General features: G+C 60.7%; 17 protein-coding genes. 15 read left to right on the top strand and 2 right to left on the bottom strand.

Going from position 1 to position 16,455, the window contains the following annotated elements; all coding sequences use genetic code 11:
- Positions 1-17 precede the first annotated feature (17 nt).
- The 10 genes from CVV65_RS16210 to CVV65_RS16165 all read left to right on the top strand — a co-directional run bounded on the left by CVV65_RS16210 (position 18) and on the right by CVV65_RS16165 (position 9,397).
- Positions 18-1,160: an acyl-CoA dehydrogenase gene (locus CVV65_RS16210; RefSeq protein WP_100669024.1), complete on the top strand. Its 1,143-nt coding sequence runs from the start codon at positions 18-20 to the stop codon at positions 1,158-1,160.
- A gap of 23 nt (positions 1,161-1,183) precedes the next feature.
- Positions 1,184-2,164 carry a methylmalonyl Co-A mutase-associated GTPase MeaB gene (meaB, locus tag CVV65_RS16205; RefSeq protein ID WP_100669023.1) on the top strand — a complete coding sequence of 327 codons (981 nt, stop codon included), beginning with the start codon at positions 1,184-1,186 and terminating at the stop codon, positions 2,162-2,164.
- A 77-nt stretch (positions 2,165-2,241) separates the two neighbouring features.
- Entirely contained in the window at positions 2,242-2,745 is a 504-nt protein-coding gene (rpoE, locus tag CVV65_RS16200) for a DNA-directed RNA polymerase subunit delta (protein WP_100669022.1), read from the top strand.
- A gap of 130 nt (positions 2,746-2,875) precedes the next feature.
- Positions 2,876-4,510 (top strand): CTP synthase, encoded by a 1,635-nt coding sequence (locus CVV65_RS16195; RefSeq protein ID WP_100669021.1) that lies wholly within the window; start codon positions 2,876-2,878, stop codon positions 4,508-4,510.
- Positions 4,511-4,679: 169 nt separating this feature from the next.
- Complete coding sequence (locus CVV65_RS16190; RefSeq protein ID WP_100669020.1) at positions 4,680-5,063, top strand: response regulator; 384 nt, start codon at positions 4,680-4,682, stop codon at positions 5,061-5,063.
- A gap of 132 nt (positions 5,064-5,195) precedes the next feature.
- A complete protein-coding gene (locus tag CVV65_RS16185) occupies positions 5,196-6,050 on the top strand; it encodes a class II fructose-1,6-bisphosphate aldolase (RefSeq protein ID WP_100669019.1) in 855 nt (284 codons plus the stop codon).
- A 45-nt stretch (positions 6,051-6,095) separates the two neighbouring features.
- Positions 6,096-6,743 carry a fructose-6-phosphate aldolase gene (gene fsa / locus CVV65_RS16180; RefSeq protein WP_100669018.1) on the top strand — a complete coding sequence of 216 codons (648 nt, stop codon included), beginning with the start codon at positions 6,096-6,098 and terminating at the stop codon, positions 6,741-6,743.
- 114 nt (positions 6,744-6,857) lie between these two features.
- The gene (locus CVV65_RS16175) at positions 6,858-7,547 is read left to right on the top strand and encodes a hypothetical protein (protein WP_133121342.1); all 690 of its coding nucleotides are present in this window, start codon (positions 6,858-6,860) and stop codon (positions 7,545-7,547) included.
- A 6-nt stretch (positions 7,548-7,553) separates the two neighbouring features.
- Positions 7,554-8,255 carry a 2,3,4,5-tetrahydropyridine-2,6-dicarboxylate N-acetyltransferase gene (gene dapD, locus CVV65_RS16170; protein ID WP_100669016.1) on the top strand — a complete coding sequence of 234 codons (702 nt, stop codon included), beginning with the start codon at positions 7,554-7,556 and terminating at the stop codon, positions 8,253-8,255.
- Positions 8,252-9,397 carry an N-acetyldiaminopimelate deacetylase gene (locus CVV65_RS16165; RefSeq protein WP_100669015.1) on the top strand — a complete coding sequence of 382 codons (1,146 nt, stop codon included), beginning with the start codon at positions 8,252-8,254 and terminating at the stop codon, positions 9,395-9,397. The genes dapD and CVV65_RS16165 overlap by 4 nt, the downstream gene beginning before the upstream one ends.
- 39 nt (positions 9,398-9,436) lie before the next feature.
- Here CVV65_RS16165 and CVV65_RS16160 read toward each other — a convergent pair whose 3' ends face one another.
- Positions 9,437-11,026 (bottom strand): gluzincin family metallopeptidase, encoded by a 1,590-nt coding sequence (locus CVV65_RS16160; protein WP_100669014.1) that lies wholly within the window; start codon positions 11,024-11,026, stop codon positions 9,437-9,439.
- A 157-nt stretch (positions 11,027-11,183) separates the two neighbouring features.
- Between CVV65_RS16160 and glpX the strand changes: the two genes are divergently transcribed.
- Together glpX and rho are read left to right on the top strand one after the other, a co-directional pair.
- Entirely contained in the window at positions 11,184-12,152 is a 969-nt protein-coding gene (glpX, locus tag CVV65_RS16155; RefSeq protein WP_100669013.1) for a class II fructose-bisphosphatase, read from the top strand.
- A gap of 161 nt (positions 12,153-12,313) precedes the next feature.
- Positions 12,314-13,570 (top strand): transcription termination factor Rho, encoded by a 1,257-nt coding sequence (gene rho, locus CVV65_RS16150; RefSeq protein WP_100669012.1) that lies wholly within the window; start codon positions 12,314-12,316, stop codon positions 13,568-13,570.
- A 66-nt stretch (positions 13,571-13,636) separates the two neighbouring features.
- Here rho and CVV65_RS16145 read toward each other — a convergent pair whose 3' ends face one another.
- Complete coding sequence (locus tag CVV65_RS16145) at positions 13,637-14,779, bottom strand: glycerate kinase (RefSeq protein WP_100669011.1); 1,143 nt, start codon at positions 14,777-14,779, stop codon at positions 13,637-13,639.
- 240 nt (positions 14,780-15,019) lie between these two features.
- On the opposite strand from CVV65_RS16145, the gene CVV65_RS16140 reads away from it, so the two are divergent.
- The 3 genes from CVV65_RS16140 to CVV65_RS16130 all read left to right on the top strand — a co-directional run bounded on the left by CVV65_RS16140 (position 15,020) and on the right by CVV65_RS16130 (position 16,423).
- Positions 15,020-15,316, top strand: a complete 297-nt coding sequence (locus CVV65_RS16140) for an SHOCT domain-containing protein (protein WP_197945653.1) — start codon at positions 15,020-15,022, stop codon at positions 15,314-15,316.
- 108 nt (positions 15,317-15,424) lie between these two features.
- Positions 15,425-15,622 carry a 50S ribosomal protein L31 gene (gene rpmE / locus CVV65_RS16135; RefSeq protein ID WP_041306519.1) on the top strand — a complete coding sequence of 66 codons (198 nt, stop codon included), beginning with the start codon at positions 15,425-15,427 and terminating at the stop codon, positions 15,620-15,622.
- 126 nt (positions 15,623-15,748) lie between these two features.
- A complete protein-coding gene (locus CVV65_RS16130) occupies positions 15,749-16,423 on the top strand; it encodes a YhcN/YlaJ family sporulation lipoprotein (RefSeq protein ID WP_100669010.1) in 675 nt (224 codons plus the stop codon).
- Positions 16,424-16,455 lie beyond the last annotated feature (32 nt).

Below are 16,455 nucleotides of genomic sequence, written 5' to 3'. Positions count from 1 at the left end.
GCAAGGGGGATGGAGAGATGGAGTTTGTTCTGACCAAGGAACAAGAACAGATGAGGGAAGCAGTCCGGGCCTTTGCTGAGGAAGTGGTGGCACCTGGGGCGGCGGAACGGGATGAACAGGAGAGCTTTGATCGAGGAATTTTTGACAAGATGGCGGAGTTGGGATTGGCGGGTATCCCCTGGCCGGAGGAGTACGGCGGCGCCGGTCTCGACATGTTGACCTACGTGATTACCGTTGAGGAGCTATCTCGGGTAGATGCGTCGGCCGGGGTGACCATCTCGGCGCACACCAGTTTGGCTTCGTGGCCCATCTATCGCTTTGGGACGGAGGAGCAAAAGCGGAAGTATCTGCGCCCCCTGGCTGAAGGGACGAAGATCGGGGCCTATGGGTTGACCGAACCCGGAGCGGGCACCGATGCGGCCAATTTGCGGACCACCGCCGTCCGCGAAGGAGACCACTACGTACTGAACGGGAGCAAAATTTTCATCACCAACGGCGGGGAAGCGGATATTTACGTGGTATTTGCCACCACCGACCGGGAAAAGCGCCACCGGGGAATTTCGGCATTTATCCTAGAAAAAGGGATGCCCGGGTTTCATTTTGGCAAAAAAGAAAAGAAAATGGGCTTAAGGTCCTCTCCAACGATGGAGTTGGTGTTCGAGAATTGCATCGTCCCGGCGGAGAACCGGCTGGGCGAAGAAGGGTTCGGATTCAAGATCGCCATGATGACCCTGGATGGTGGGAGAAACGGAATCGCCGCCCAGGCGGTGGGGATTGCTCAAGGTGCCTTGGAGGCCGCCGTCGCTCATGCGAAAGAACGCGAGCAGTTCGGCAAGTCCATCGGACAGTTTCAGGCGATTCAGTTTAAGCTGGCCGATATGGCCACCCGGGTGGAGGCGGCGCGGCTGCTGACCTATCAGGCGGCCTGGCTGGAGGATCGGGGGCTGCCCTACGGCAAGGCCTCGGCGATGGCGAAGATGTACGCGTCCGATACGGCCATGTACGTGACCACCGAGGCGGTCCAGATCTTCGGCGGGTATGGGTATATTCGCGAATACCCCGTGGAACGGTTTATGCGGGATGCGAAGATCACTCAGATCTACGAGGGGACCAACGAGGTTCAGCGCATGGTAGTGGCCAGGGAACTGTTGCGGGATTGAGTCCGGGGCGAGGGGTGTCCAAGGTGCCGCAAAGTGTGGAGCGATGGGTTGAACGGATAAGGTCCGGGGATTCCCGGGCCATCGCCCGGGCGATCACGTGGGTGGAGGATGAGGCTCCCGAGGCCGCGGCGCTTCTGAACGCCCTCCGCCCGGTGGCCGGGGGAGCGTACAGAATCGGTTTGACGGGGCCCCCGGGGGTGGGGAAAAGTTCACTGACCGACCGCTTGATCCGGTTGTTGCGGGGGTTGGGTCATCGGGTCGGGGTGGTGGCGGTGGATCCCACCAGTCCGTTTACAGGAGGGGCACTGCTGGGAGATCGGGTTCGAATGGTGGATCATGCCTTGGATCCGGGGGTTTTTATCCGAAGCATGGGCACCCGGGGCCGCCTCGGGGGATTGGCCCGATCAACGAAAGATGTACTGGATCTTCTCGATGCTGCCGGTTACGATGTGGTCATCGCCGAGACCGTGGGGGTCGGGCAGTCGGAACTGGACGTGGTTCATGCGGTGGACACGGTCATTCTCGCTCTGGGCCCGGCGGGGGGGGACCAGGTCCAGATGCTCAAGGCGGGGATCATGGAGATTGCCGACATTTTCGTAGTCAATAAGGCCGACCTCCCCGGGGCCGATCGGACGGTCCGCCTCATTCGCTACATGGTGGACCTCGCCCATCGCCGGGGGTGGCGGCCCCCGGTGCTCGCTGCTTCGGCATCGGAAGGCCGGGGGGTGGAGGACCTGTGGGAACAAATCCTTCGCCACCGGACCTACTTGGAAGAGAGCGGGGAAGGCCGAAAACGGCGGTTGCGGCGCGTGGAAGACGCCGTGTGGGACCAGGTGTTAGCCCGAGTTCAGGGGGCTTTCCTACAATGGAAAGCGGCGCGGCCGGATTGGGAAAGGGTTTTGGAAGAAGTGGCAAACGGAAGGCGGGGCCTCGAGGACGTGGTGGACGAGATACTTCATTCCGTGGACTTTTCCGCTGGCAAGGCGGAGGGCGGTGTGTTATAATTCCCTTCTGTATGCAGTGAACCGTTCCAGTCGTCGAATTCGGTTACAAGAGTTCCGATGGGAAAGGGGGATCGCCGATGGCGGGGGAAGCCGTGGCGGGGTGGGATCCCGAACGTCTGGAAGAAGCGTCGTTTGTCGACTTGGCGTACGAAGTTCTGCGGGAAGGGGGCACACCGGCTCACTACCGCGACTTGTTGGCCGACGTGGCGCAATTGAAGGGCCTCTCCGACGAGGAGCTGGATGAGGTCATTGCCCGCTTGTTCACGGATATCAACGTGGACGGGCGGTTTATCCACTTGGGCGGCAACGTTTGGGGATTAAAACGCTGGTATCCCACCGATAAGACCGCAGACCGCAGCCTTGGCAAGAAGGCGGCCGCGGTCGTGGACGACGAGGAAGAAGAGGACGAAGATCTCGAACTGGTGGAGATCGACGAAGTCGAGGATGAGGAATCCGAAGATGAGGTCGTGGACGAGGAAGATGTGGACGACTTCGAGGAACTGGATGATTTGGAACCCGATGACGACGAGATCGACGACAGTGATGACTTGGACTTTGAAGACAGTGAGGATGATTATTGAATTTCGCCCGATTTCACTTGACGCTGCGGGGGCGAGAGGATACCATACGTAAAGTATGGGAAACGGTTGAGACGACGCCTGATGCAAATCAGGCTTTTTCTCTGTGCCGTGCGGCCTGGGAGGATGAAGAATGACCAAATATATCTTTGTCACTGGCGGCGTCGTGTCGTCTCTCGGCAAGGGGATCACCGCCGCCTCCCTGGGGAGATTGCTAAAAAACCGGGGACTCCAAGTGACCATTCAGAAGTTTGACCCTTACATCAATGTGGATCCCGGGACCATGAGCCCGTATCAGCACGGGGAGGTGTTCGTCACCGACGACGGGGCGGAAACCGATTTAGACCTGGGCCATTATGAACGATTTATTGACATCAGTTTATCGCAAAACAACAATGTGACCGCCGGCCGAGTTTACTGGTCGGTCATCCAAAAAGAACGCCGGGGCGATTATTTAGGGGGAACGGTTCAGGTCATCCCCCACATCACCAACGAGATCAAGGAACGGGTGTTCCAGGCCGGGCGGGACACCGGGGCGGACGTGGTGATCACGGAGATCGGGGGCACGGTGGGGGACATCGAAAGCTTGCCCTTTCTTGAAGCCATTCGACAGATCCGCAGCGATGTTGGCCGGGACAACGTTATGTATATTCATGTCACCTTGATCCCTTATCTGCGCCCCTCGGGAGAACTCAAAACCAAACCTACCCAGCACAGTGTAAAGGAACTGCGAAGCATCGGCATTAGCCCCAATGTGATCGTCTGCAGAACCGAGTATCCGCTCTCCCAAGAGCTTCGGCGGAAAATCGCGTTATTCTGCGATGTGGACGTAGATGCTGTGATTGAAGCACGGGATGCAGTGGTCCTCTATGACGTCCCCCTGATGCTTCAGGAGGAAGGCCTGGACGAGATTACGGTCCGGCACCTGAAATTGGACGCGCCTCCGGCGGAGATGGGGGAATGGATCGATCTCGTCAAACGGGTGAAAAATCTCAGGGGACGGGTCAACATTGCGCTGGTGGGGAAGTACGTCAGCCTTCGAGATGCGTATATCAGCGTGGCGGAAGCCCTTGCCCACGGCGGGTACGCCAATGATCTCACCGTGGACATCCGGTGGATTTCGGCGGAGGAGGTCACTCCGGACAATGTCGCCGAGCTCCTCGAAGGTGTTGACGGGGTACTCGTACCCGGAGGGTTCGGCGATCGGGGAATTGAAGGAAAGATTGCCGCCGTAGAGTATGCCCGGGTGAATCGCATTCCTTACCTCGGCATCTGTTTGGGGATGCAACTGGCGGTGGTGGAATATGCCCGAAACGTGCTCGGCTGGGAGGATGCGCACACCACAGAGATTGACGAATCCACCGGCCACCCGGTCATCGACCTGTTGCCGGAACAAAAAGGTTTGACCGACAAGGGCGGCACGATGCGCCTGGGCGCTTATCCGTGCCATCTCAAGGTCGGAACCAAAACCCACGCGGCCTACGGCGAGTCGGTGGTCTTTGAACGCCACCGCCACCGGTACGAATTCAACAATGCCTTCCGGGATGCTTTGGCCGACGCGGGATTGGTGGTGGCGGGCACTTCGCCGGACGGGCGTCTGGTGGAGGTCATTGAGTTGAAAGATCACCCGTGGTTTGTCGCAACCCAGTTTCATCCGGAATTCACATCGCGGCCAAACCGGCCTCAACCTCTTTTTCGAGAATTTATCCGGGCGGCGATGGAGTACCGGCAGGAACGGCGGGCTTCCTCCACGGCCACCGGGGTTTGAGCTTGCCGAACCCCTATCCCCTTCCCAAAACGGGAGGGGGATATTTTATTCGGACAATTAATTGGAACCGGTTTTCGTCCAACCACGATTGTCGAAAAAGGAGATGTGATGTCGAATCGTGTCATGGAGGATTTTACAGTTGAGAAGCGAAATATTGACGAGGAGGGAGATGTCGAAAGGGGGAAAGGCCGTGTCTTCAAAGAAAATTTTAGTTGTGGACGACCAATTCGGGATCCGAGTACTGTTGAAGGAATTATTGGAACAAGATGGCTACAGCATTTATCAAGCGGCGAATGGACCAGGGGCTTTGCAGATTGTTCAAGATGAGCGGCCGGATCTGATCATCCTCGATATGAAGATTCCGGGGATGGATGGACTGGAGATCCTGCGCCACATCCGCGACATCGACCCCGCGGTGAAGGTTATCATGATGACAGCGTACGGCGAACTCGATCTGGTGAGAGAGGCGGATGAGTTGGGGGTGGTGGCGCATTTCACCAAACCCTTCGACATCGAAGTACTCCGGCAGGTGATCAGGGATCAGTTGAGCTGAAGGTCGTCCCTACATACGTCGGCGCCGGGGCTCGCCGTGGCGCGACAGGTGAAAAATTCCCGTGATATAATGGCAGGGAACGGGCATGGCTGCCGATGGATTGGACGATATTTTACATTGGAGGGATGTTCGGTGCCGCTGGCCACATTGAAAGAAGTGCTGGACGACGCGTTTCGCAACGGGTACGCGGTGGGCCAGTTCAACATCAACAACCTGGAGTTCACCCAGGCGATTATGGAGGCCGCCGAAGAGGAACGGTCTCCGGTGATCTTGGGAACCAGTGAAGGGGCCATCAAGTACATGGGCATCGACTACACGGCGGCCATCGCTTTGACGGCTGCCCGCAATGCCACGGTTCCGGTGGTGCTTCACCTCGACCACGGCAGTTCCTACGAGTGGGTACTCAAGTGTTTGCGCCGGGGATGGTCCTCCATCATGATTGATGGTTCTCATCATCCTTTGGAGGAGAATATTCGCCTGACCAAGCAGGTCGTGGACGCCTGTAAAGTGTTGGGAGTGTCGGTGGAAGGGGAGTTGGGGCGGATCGGTGGAACAGAAGACGAGCTCACCGTCGACGAGCGGGAAGCGAGTTTGGTGCGCCCCGAGGAAGCCAAGCGGCTGGTGGAGGAGACAGGAATTGACGCCTTGGCGCCGGCCATCGGATCGGCTCATGGCCGGTACAAAGGCAAGCCCCAGCTGGATTTTGACCGTTTGGCCGCCGTTCGGGACCTGTGCAAACTGCCCCTTGTCCTCCATGGAGGTTCTGGGATTCCCGACGAGGATATTCGGAAAGCGATCAGCCTCGGGGTCGCCAAGATCAACGTGAACACCGAGAACCAAGAAGCCTTTACGGCCAAAGTTCGGGAGATTTTCGCCGCGGACCGGGAAGTCTACGATCCGCGCAAGTACCTGGGGCCCGCCCGCCAAGCCATTAAGGACACGGTCAAGGCGAAGATTCGCCTGTTCGGAAGTAACGGCAAAGCGTAATCGCCGGGGCGATGCGGTGCCGCCCATTATCGAGGGGGGATTCGGGTGCAGCTGTTTATCGACAGTGCGAATGTCGAAGAGATCCGCCGGGTCAGCGCCTGGGGGGCGGTGTCCGGGGTGACCACCAATCCCAGCCTCATCGCAAAAGAAGGCCGGGATTTTGTCGAAACCCTGGTTGAAATCGCCGGGATGGTGACCGGCCCGATCAGTGCGGAGGTTCTCTCCCTGGATGCCGAGGGTATGCTGGAGGAAGGGCGGAAGCTAGCGGCTGTGGCCCCGAACATCGTCATCAAGGTGCCGATGACCGCGGAAGGTTTGAAAGCGGCCTACGCCTTTGCCCAAGAAGGGATTCGGACGAATGTGACGCTGGTTTTCTCCACCAACCAGGCCCTTCTGGCCGCCCGTGCCGGGGCGTCCTACGTGAGTCCTTTCGTGGGCCGGCTGGACGATATCGGGTACGACGGAATCGCCCTTATCCGCGAAGTGGCGGAGATTTTCCGACTTCACGGCCTGGATGCGCAGATCATCGCCGCCAGCATTCGGCATCCCGTGCATGTGACCCAAGCCGCCCTGGCCGGGGCTCACATTGCCACGGTCCCCTTTACCGTGCTGGAGCGGATGGTCAAACATCCGTTGACCGACCTCGGCATCGAGCGATTCCTCGCGGACTGGGGGAACCGCCCCACTCCCTGAGTCCCGGCCGACTCCCCTCTCCTCGCCCCGGCCGCGAGGCGGGGCGGCCTCCGCCTTAGGTACGGGTTCGCGCCGACAAAAGAAACGGGATCCAGCACAAAGGAGGCGGCGGTGTTGTCGATCACCGCATGGGTGGCGTGGGCGGCGGCGGTGGTGTCGCTGGGCCTTGCCGGTTCGATGATCAAACGGTGGGCGAAGCGGGGCGGAGCCCACCATTTTTGGTGGGCGGCCTCGTTCCTTCTCTACACCGTGGCGGCCTTCGGAGAAGGGTACGCCTTGGTTTGGGGATGGACTTCTGCGATTTATAAAATTTACTACTACGCGGCTTTGGTGCTGGTGGCGACTATGGCGGCGGGCGAGGTGGATTTGCTGGGAAGGGGCCGCCGGGGATGGGCCCAGTGGACCTTCACCGCGTATGTGGTCGTGGTGTCCCTGGTCTTTTTGGTGCAGCTCATCAGCTTAGGCCCCCTGGATATGACCAGATTCCGCGGGGCGGGAACGGCCATCGGCGGGGAGGCGATGCCGGGGTTGGTCCGGGCATGGTATCCTTTGCTTTTGTCCATGGTGGGGGGAGTGATCCTGATTGTCGGCCCCCTGTGGTCTTGGTGGGAGACCCGGCAACCTTCGGGGCTTTTAATCGCTTTCGGGGCAATTATCCTCAGTGCCGCGGGGTCGGCGGCCAAGACCGGGTACCCGGCCCTCCTCCCGATCAGTGAACTGGTCGGCATCCTCCTTATTTGGCTTGGGGTTATGCGGGCGGGGTCCGCCCCGCGAACGGAGCAGCCGGACGGTAAAGGAGAGTGAGCGGACATGGACGCGAAAGAAATCATCGCGTTTATCCAGAACAGTAAAAAGCGGACGCCAGTCAAGATTTACCTGAAAGGACGGCTGGATGGAATCGATTTCGGGCCGGGGGCCAAAGCGTTTATCTCCGGAGATGTCGGTGTGGTGTTCGGCGAATGGGACGAGCTTCGGGAAGTGCTGGCTGCCCACAGGGAACGCATCACCGATTGGGTGGTGGAAAGTGATCGGCGGAATTCCGCGATTCCCCTCCTCGACACAAAGGGGCTCCAGGCGCGGATCGAGCCCGGAGCTATCATCCGGGAGCGGGTGGAGATCGGGGAGCGGGCGGTGATCATGATGGGCGCGGTGATCAACATTGGGGCGGTCATCGGGGAGGGTACGATGATCGACATGAACGCCGTGGTGGGCGGTCGAGGGATCATCGGAAAGAACTGCCACATCGGCGCCGGTGCCGTCATCGCCGGGGTGGTGGAACCTCCATCCGCCAAGCCCGTGGTGGTGGAGGATGATGTAGTGGTCGGGGCGAACGCCGTGATTCTGGAGGGGATCCGGGTGGGCCGGGGCGCGGTGGTGGCGGCCGGCGCGGTGGTGATCGAAGACGTTCCGCCCTACACGGTGGTGGCGGGGACTCCGGCCCGGGTCATCAAGCGGATCGACGAACAAACCCGGGCGAAAACGGAGATCAAGCAGGAGCTGCGGCAACTGTGACCCCGGGGGCTCTCGACCTGCAGGCGATCCGCCGGGATCTGCACCGCATTCCCGAGCCCGGATTTCAGGAGTTTGAAACCCAGCGCTATATCCTCGATGTTCTCGCCCGGCTGCCCGCCTCCCGAATCGAAGTGAAGACGTGGCGCACCGGGGTGTTGGTGCGGATCAAAGGCACGGCTCCCAGGCGGGTGGTTGGCTACCGGGCGGACATGGACGGGCTTCCGGTGGAGGAGGCCACGGGCCTAGCCTTTCGTTCTGTGCGTCCCGGTTATATGCACGCCTGCGGCCACGATGTCCACATGACCGTGGCGTTGGGAGTGGTGGAACACTTCGTACACCACCCTGTGCGGGATGATCTGGTGGTGGTGTTCCAACCTGCCGAAGAGGGGCCGGGAGGTGCCCTGCCTATGCGGGAAAGTCCGGAGTTTTCGCGGTGGAAGCCCGACTGGATCATCGCCCTTCACGTGGCGCCGGAGTATCCCGTGGGGACTATCGCTCTCCGGGAAGGGACGCTGTTCGCGGGCACCTCTGAGCTGTTTATCGACCTCATCGGCCAGGGCGGCCACGCGGCCTTTCCCCACCGGGCAAAGGATATGGCGGTGGCGGCAGCCCATCTGCTCGTTCAACTGCAGACCGTGGTGGCCCGGAACCTCAACCCTCTGGATGCGGGGGTCGTGACCATCGGGAGGATGGAGGCCGGGACGAAGCAGAACATCATCGCCGAGCGGGCGCGCCTGGAGGGGACGATCCGGGCGCTTTCCACAGAGTCCCTCTCCCAGATGAAAGAGCGGATTGAGGCGCTGGTCCGGGGCATTGAAGAGGGGTTCTCCTGTCGGGCGACCATCGACTACGGAGCGAACTACCAGCAGGTGTACAACACGCCGGATTTGGCCCGGGAGTTCATGGATTGGGCCGCTCGGGAAGGCGGGGTGAAGGTCATACCCTGCGAGCCCGCCATGACGGGCGAAGATTTCGGGTATTTTCTCGAAACGATTCCCGGATTTATGTTTTGGCTCGGCGTCGACAGCCCCGAGGGGCTGCACAGCGCCGGCATGAACCCCGATGAACGGGCCATCGACATTGCCGTCTCCTTGTTAACCCGATATTTTACATGGAAAATCGAACGGGATGCCGCGGTGTAAGTCGATCGTCCGGAGACTCGACAGCCGGCCGGCGGTGTTTCACGGTGTCTCGTTCGCAGGATGCAGATTGCCGCCCGGATCCAGCTGGCGAAGGACAGTGCGATAAGGGGCGTCGAGCCACAAGTTTGCCCGCTCCAGGGCTGCGGGGTCGGCCTGCTGTAGGCTGTCCCGCCACCGGTCCGCGGTGAGGACCTCGCCCACGTGTTGACGGTAGAGGGTTTGCAGCCAGGAGAAAAACCGGTCGTCCCCCATGGCCTGGCGCAGATCCCGGTACATGAGGACGGGGCGGAGATATTCGAGGAAGTAATACTGCCATTCGGTGTCAAAATCTTCATAGGGCCGCTCTGTTGCCCCGAGGTCCCGGGTGGGAAGGGCAACGCCCGGGTGGCCCGGCGAATAAGACCGACCTTCCCGAAACCAACTCGTCAGGCGATTCATGGCCGCTTCGTACGCTTCCGGGCCGTATCGGCTTTCTTCATAAAGATAGGAGCTGTAATCCGCCAGCCCTTCATCCATCCACGGCGTCAGCCCTTCGTAATCGCCCACGGCGCTATACCACCACAGATGGGCGAGTTCGTGGGCCGTCCACCGGTCGGCGTCCTGCTCGGGCATCTGCCCGTTCCACAGGTCAACGTCGATCAGCGCTAAATTTGGCAGCTCCTGGGCGAAGGTGGTGCCGGGCGGAGTCTCCACCAAGGCCACCGCCTGGGTCGGCAAGGGGCCAAATCGGGCGCGGTAAAGGTTCAAGGCCGCCGTTGCCGTGGCTTCAAGTGCAACGCGGTGTTCCGGGGCGAGGAGGCCGAGGTGGACCGTCAAGCCGTCAGCCAAAGTCAGGGTTGTGTCCTGGTACCCCGCCGACCCCACCAGGGCAAAATTGCGCAGGGCGCGTCCGTCCATCTTGACGGTGACCGTCCCATCACCCGAGGGCACGGCGCTTTGCGCCGGGGCAGAGGCGTACCAAGTCATCCCCTTCGGTGCCGTCCATGTGACCCGGTAGTCCGCGGTGTCGACGATATAGGGTTCACCGAATCCCTTGGACGGAGGTGGAGTGATCCAACCTGTTTGATCCAGGGATGCGAGGATGGGATACCAATAGGCGAGAATCCATACCCCGTCCCGCTCCCCGTAACGGGTCCCGCCGCTGGGGATGTCTGTGGTAAACTCCAGGGTCAGCCGTTTGGAAGTCCCGGACCCGACTTGTATCAGCAGTTGTTCCCCCAGCACCTGATAGGGGACGCTCTTTCCATCTCGGTATACCCCGTGAACCTGAATGCCGCCGGGATTTAGGGGATAGAGATAGAAGTGGACCGGGCTCGGCAAGGGCTCCCGCCATTCCACGGTTTCTCGGCCGCGGATCTGATGTTGTTGAGGGTCTAACTTGGCCTCGATCTCATAGGTGATGGGTGAAGCGGTCTGCGGCTTTCCGGGAGCGACATCCCGGGCAGCGGGCTCCTCCCGGGAGGCAAAGGCCTTGGCCCATTCGCTTTCAAAGGTCCTATGCGCGTAATGCGCGGCGGCTGCAGCCAATTGAACCCAGGAGCGTTCGGGATAAGCGGCGGTCTTGACCACCAGGGACGTGGATCCCAGGGCGATCAAGAGGGCTAAAGCGACGCCGATCCACCTCCGCACCCCGACCACCTCCGTACCCGAAATTCATCTCGAATATCGAACCCGTCACTTGATAGATTCATATCGTATGGGTCGCTTCCTGCCTGGGCGTGCTTTTGGAGACGGCTTTGTCGTGCTATAGTTAAAGGTGGAGAGTGATCGTAGGGAGGCGGACCGGGTGGAACGGGAATTAGCCATGGAATTGGTTCGGGTGACCGAGGTGGCCGCCCTGGCCTCGGCGCGGTGGATGGGCACCGGCAAGAAGATGGAGGCCGATGACGCCGCCACCACGGCGATGCGCCGCATGTTTGACACGGTGAACATGAACGGTATTGTGGTGATCGGTGAAGGGGAGATGGACGAGGCCCCGATGTTGTATATCGGGGAACACCTCGGAACCGGGAGCGCCCCGGAGGTCGATGTGGCTGTGGATCCCTTGGAGGGCACGAACATCGTCGCCAAGGGATTGTGGAACGCCATTACGGTGGTGGCAGCGGCGCCCCGGGGAACCCTGCTGCACGCCCCGGACATGTACATGGAGAAGATCGCCGCGGGCCCCCGGGCCAAAGGAAGGATCCACCTGGATGCCACGGTGAAAGAGAATTTGATGGAAGTCGCCAAAGCCAATGATAAACATATCAGTGAAGTGGTGGCCATCCTGCTCGATCGCCCGCGCCACGAATCCTTGATTGAAGAGATCCGCAGTGCCGGCGCGCGGATTAAACTCATCACCGACGGAGATGTCGCGGCAGCCATCAATACGGCTTTCGAGGAAGTCGGAGTGGACATCATGTTCGGGACCGGCGGAGCTCCGGAGGGGGTCCTGGCTGCCGCCGCGTTAAAATGTCTGGGCGGTGAGTTCCAAGGACGCCTGGTTCCCCAGGACGATGCCGAGCGGGAACGCTGTCGGACGATGGGGATCGGTGATCCCCGGAAGGTGCTAACCCTGGAAGATTTGGTGCGCGGGGACGATGCGATCTTTGCCGCCACCGGGGTCACCGAAGGGGAATTGCTTCACGGCGTGCGGTTTTTGTCGAAAAACACGGCCAAGACACACTCGCTGGTCATGCGTGCGAGAACGGGCACCGTCCGGTTCATTGAAGCGAGACACCGGTTGGACCGCAAACCTCATCTCGTTCTTCGCTGATGGCCGGCTGCCGGTTTGGCACCGGCCCCAACTGCCTCCTTCCATTCCACCTTCCTGATAAGGTTTCACCGTTTCGAAGCTCGCCGTTTGTTCAACGTTGGCCGGGTTCCCGGGCCGGGCCAGGTTATGCATGAAATTATCCGAAATGCAGGTGACAGCATTTGCACATTGGGGAATTGGAATCGAAAAAACTCACCGAGTTGTATAAGCTGGCGAAAGAATACCAAATTCAGCATTATGGCCAGATGAAGAAAAAAGAATTGATTTTTGCCATCTTGAAAGCGCTGGCCGAACGGGACGGGTTCATGTTTGCCGAGGGCGTATTGGAGATCATGCCCGATGGCTACGGATTTCTGCGGCCCATCGGCTATCTGCCCAGCAACGAGGACATCTATGTGGCCGCTTCCCAGATTCGCCGGTTTGACTTGCGGACCGGGGACCGAGTGTCGGGAAAGGTTCGGCCGCCCAAGGACAACGAGCGGTATTTCGGTTTGCTGCACGTCGAGGCGGTGAATGGCACGAGCCCGGAAGCTGCCGCGGAACGGCTGCATTTTGCCGCGCTGACCCCGCTTTTTCCGAATAAAAAGCTCATCTTGGAAACGACTCCGGACCGGCTGTCGGCGCGAATCATCGACCTGATCGCTCCGGTGGGGCTCGGCCAGCGGGGGCTGATCGTCGCGCCGCCCAAAGCCGGGAAGACCCTTCTTCTCAAAGAGATCGCCAACAGCATCGGCACCAACTATCCGGAGATCGAGTTGTTTATTCTGCTGATAGACGAGCGGCCGGAAGAAGTGACCGATATGCAGCGTTCTGTCAAGGGCGAAGTGGTGGCCTCGACCTTTGACGAAGTGCCCGACAATCATATTAAGGTGGCCGAGCTGGTTCTGGAACGCGCCCAGCGCCTGGTGGAGCACAAGCGGGACGTGGTCATTCTCCTGGACAGCATTACCCGCCTCGCCCGGGCGTACAATTTGGTCATTCCCCCGAGTGGCCGCACTCTGTCCGGCGGAATCGACCCCGCCGCGTTCCACCGGCCCAAACGCTTTTTCGGAGCCGCCCGGAACATCGAGGAAGGCGGCAGCCTGACCATCCTCGCCACAGCCCTCATCGACACCGGATCTCGAATGGACGATGTGATCTACGAAGAATTCAAGGGAACCGGCAATATGGAACTTCACCTCGATCGGCGCCTGGCCGAAAAGCGGATTTTCCCGGCCATCGACATCCGGCGCTCGGGCACCCGGCGGGAAGAGTTGCTCCTCACCCCGGAGCAACTGGACCGCCTTTGGGCCATGCGGCGGGCCATGAGTGATACCCCGGACTTCACCGAACTATTCCTGAAGAAACTGAAAGAGACAAAGACAAACGCCGAGTTTCTGGCTACGCTGGATGTGCGGGAGCGCAGTGCCCGGGCTTAAAGGGGGCCTTAGACTTTTCCAGACCTCCCGCGACCGCCCCGAAGATTGCGAACGGGTTTCATCGCCTCAGCGAATTCCCCTGGCCATTCGCCAGGTGAGCAAGATCTCTTTGGCTGCACGGTAAACCCCAGCTTCTCCGGCGGCAATGGCTTCATCCAATGTGCACGGTCCGGGTACCGCGCTAAAACAGGCCGCGGGCCCGATCCGGCGAAGCTCATCATATCCAGGCCCCAGTCCACCGGACAAAATCACGACCGGCACACCCAGGGAAGCGGCGATCTCCAGTACGCCCATTGGCGTTTTTCCGCGGGCGGTCTGGTGGTCCGTATTTCCTTCTCCTGTCAGGACCAAATCTGCGTCCCGCACTCGGTCGGGAAGCTTGACCGCTTCGGCCACCAAGCCCACGCCGCGTTCCAGGGAGGCGCCGAGCCCGGCCACTAGACCGGCCCCGAGTCCTCCCGCCGCGCCTGCCCCCGGCAGATCCAGGACGCTCCGCCCGGTGGCGGCCTCAAGCAACCGGCCAAAATGTTCCAGAGCCTCGTCCAACGTCCGTACCAGTTCGGGAGTGGCGCCTTTCTGTGGGCCGAATATTGCGCTGGCGCCCTGGGGGCCGATCAAGGGATTGTCCACGTCGCAGGCGGCCCGGACCCGTACGCCAGCCAGCCGGGGATCCAGGTGTTGAAGATCGACCCGGGCTGCCCGGGCCAGGGCGAGACCGCCGGGAGGGAGATCCTGGCCTTCCGCATCGACGATCCGGGCTCCCAAAGCCTGCAACATACCCGCGCCGGCATCGTTGGTCGCCGACCCCCCCAGGCCGATCAAGAGTGTATCACATCCTTCGTCCAGAGCTGCCCGGATTAACTCGCCGGTACCGAAGGTGGACGCCCGGCCGGGATCCCGCCGATCCTTTGGGATCAAGGGCAGCCCCGACGCTTGGGCCATCTCGATCACCGCCGTGCGGCTGTCCCCGAGGATGGCGAAGGTGGCTTCAACCGGGGCGCCGAGCGGGCCCGTCACCCGGGTTTGCACGCGCCGGCCCCCCGTCGCGGCTGCCAGTGCGTCTACCGTGCCTTCGCCGCCATCGGCCATGGGGATCTCCTCCACCTGGGCGTCTGGGAACACCTCCCGGGCCGCCCTTGCCATGGCCGCCGCCACCTTCACGGCGCTTAGACTACCTTTATACGAATCTGGAGCAATCACAATTTTCATACACGATCACCCTTTCTGCACGGTGAGGCGCTGGAGCCCGGCCTCCGCGGATTTTGTTCAGCATGAGAATAACGGGTTGAAGTGGAAGAACAAGAGTTTTCCGGCAAAAGATGCGAAGAATTCGCCTTTGTTCCAAGCCGTAACGTGTTGGCCGTCCCTTCTTCATGATACAATAAAATTGCAGGGTGCCGCGGACCCAATGCCTTTGGTGCCCTCAGCCCAAGCAAGGGGGATGAGTGAATGATGTACGGATATGGACCTGGTGTCGGACCGGGCACAGATTGGGGGTGGTGGCCGATGGGCATGTTTGGCATGATGGGACTTGGCTTTCTCCTGTGGATTATCATTGTGGGCTTGGTGATCTGGTTTATCGTTTTCTTGGTCAGGCGGTACGGTGGACACGCCGCTCCCGGGGGCGGGTGGTCCGGCGACCGGGCGGAACAGGTGCTGCGCGAGCGCTACGCCCGGGGAGAGATCGACCGAGAAACCTTTGCCAATATGATGAAAGACCTCCAAGAGCATCGGCCAAAATGGTGAGGGGCGGCGGGCGAACTTTCCATTGCGATCTACGGTGCGATGGCGATATAATGTACCTTGGCGCTTTCGTTTTGTGCGGAGGTGTCCGAGGAAGGCAGGTGAGTGTTCGTGAAGGCTGGAATTCATCCGGAGTTTAAGATTACAAAAGTGACGTGTGCCTGCGGGGAAACTTTTGAGACCGGCTCGGTAAAAGAGAACCTGCGGGTGGAGATCTGCTCGAAATGCCATCCGTTTTTCACCGGCAAGCAGAAGTTTGTCGACACCGGCGGGCGCGTCGAGCGGTTTAAGAAGAAATACAACATGTGAATGGCCATGCGGCATTCCGCCGATGAGCCGGCTCCCCGGATCGCTTCCGGAAGGATGGGAGTCGGCTTTGTTGTTTCAATCCTTTCTCACCTGGGCACATTAAAGCCGAGGTGAGGAGGTGACGCGATGAGGCAGAGGCGGAGAAATTGGCGGAGCGGTGCCGCTGCGGCGGTGGGGGCGGTCCTGGTGATCGCGGGATGCGGGATCGGGCAGCCCGGTGCCGGGGCCCAACCCCCCGCCGCGCCGAAGATGGACCGGTCGCGGATCGATGTGGACGGCGACGGGGACCGCAACCGTTGGGCACACGGACAAGACGTCCTGAACCCGCCGGTTAGTCTGGGGACCCTGCCATCTCCCCGCTCCGGTGCGGGTGTGGCTGGCGGAGAGGCGGCTTTGGCCGACCGATTGGCGGATGTGGCCTCTTCGGTACCCGGGGTGCAGTCGGCGGCGGCAGTGGTCCGGAATCACCGGGCTTTCATTGGAATTCGCGTATCCATGCCCATTCGGGACGCCGAGCGCACGGAGCAAGTGAAAACCGAGATTCGCCAGCGGCTTCTGATCACGGCGCCGGTCATCAACGAGGCGCATATCACCGAAGACCGGACCTTGCTGCGGCAGATTGAAGACGTGGCCGACGCCGTGCGGGCGGGAAGACCGGTGAGCGATTTTCAGTCGAGGATCGACCAGTGGCAGCGACAGATTCCTGCGGTCAAGCCCAAACTCGAACCCCCCGCGCCCTCCCCGGCCAGGAATTCGGTCAACACACCGCCCACTCCGGCACCTCCCTTTCGAGGCCCGTGACCCCGGACTCAAAACGTGAACATGCACAATCA

Source organism: Kyrpidia spormannii (assembly GCF_002804065.1).
Taxonomy (GTDB): domain Bacteria; phylum Bacillota; class Bacilli; order Kyrpidiales; family Kyrpidiaceae; genus Kyrpidia; species Kyrpidia spormannii.
This window is presented reverse-complemented; position numbering and strand designations above follow the sequence as displayed.

What these genes read in the sequence shown, in the direction of transcription:
- CVV65_RS16190 (WP_100669020.1), top strand. Translation starts at nt 4,680, where the DNA reads ATGTCGAAAGGGGGAAAGGCCGTGTCTTCAAAGAAAATTTTAGTTGTG.
- CVV65_RS16130 (WP_100669010.1), top strand. Translation starts at nt 15,749, where the DNA reads ATGAGGCAGAGGCGGAGAAATTGGCGGAGCGGTGCCGCTGCGGCGGTG.
- rpoE (WP_100669022.1), top strand. Translation starts at nt 2,242, where the DNA reads ATGGCGGGGGAAGCCGTGGCGGGGTGGGATCCCGAACGTCTGGAAGAA.
- CVV65_RS16210 (WP_100669024.1), top strand. Translation starts at nt 18, where the DNA reads ATGGAGTTTGTTCTGACCAAGGAACAAGAACAGATGAGGGAAGCAGTC.
- CVV65_RS16195 (WP_100669021.1), top strand. Translation starts at nt 2,876, where the DNA reads ATGACCAAATATATCTTTGTCACTGGCGGCGTCGTGTCGTCTCTCGGC.
- dapD (WP_100669016.1), top strand. Translation starts at nt 7,554, where the DNA reads ATGGACGCGAAAGAAATCATCGCGTTTATCCAGAACAGTAAAAAGCGG.
- CVV65_RS16145 (WP_100669011.1), bottom strand. Translation starts at nt 14,779, where the DNA reads ATGAAAATTGTGATTGCTCCAGATTCGTATAAAGGTAGTCTAAGCGCC.
- CVV65_RS16140 (WP_197945653.1), top strand. Translation starts at nt 15,020, where the DNA reads ATGATGTACGGATATGGACCTGGTGTCGGACCGGGCACAGATTGGGGG.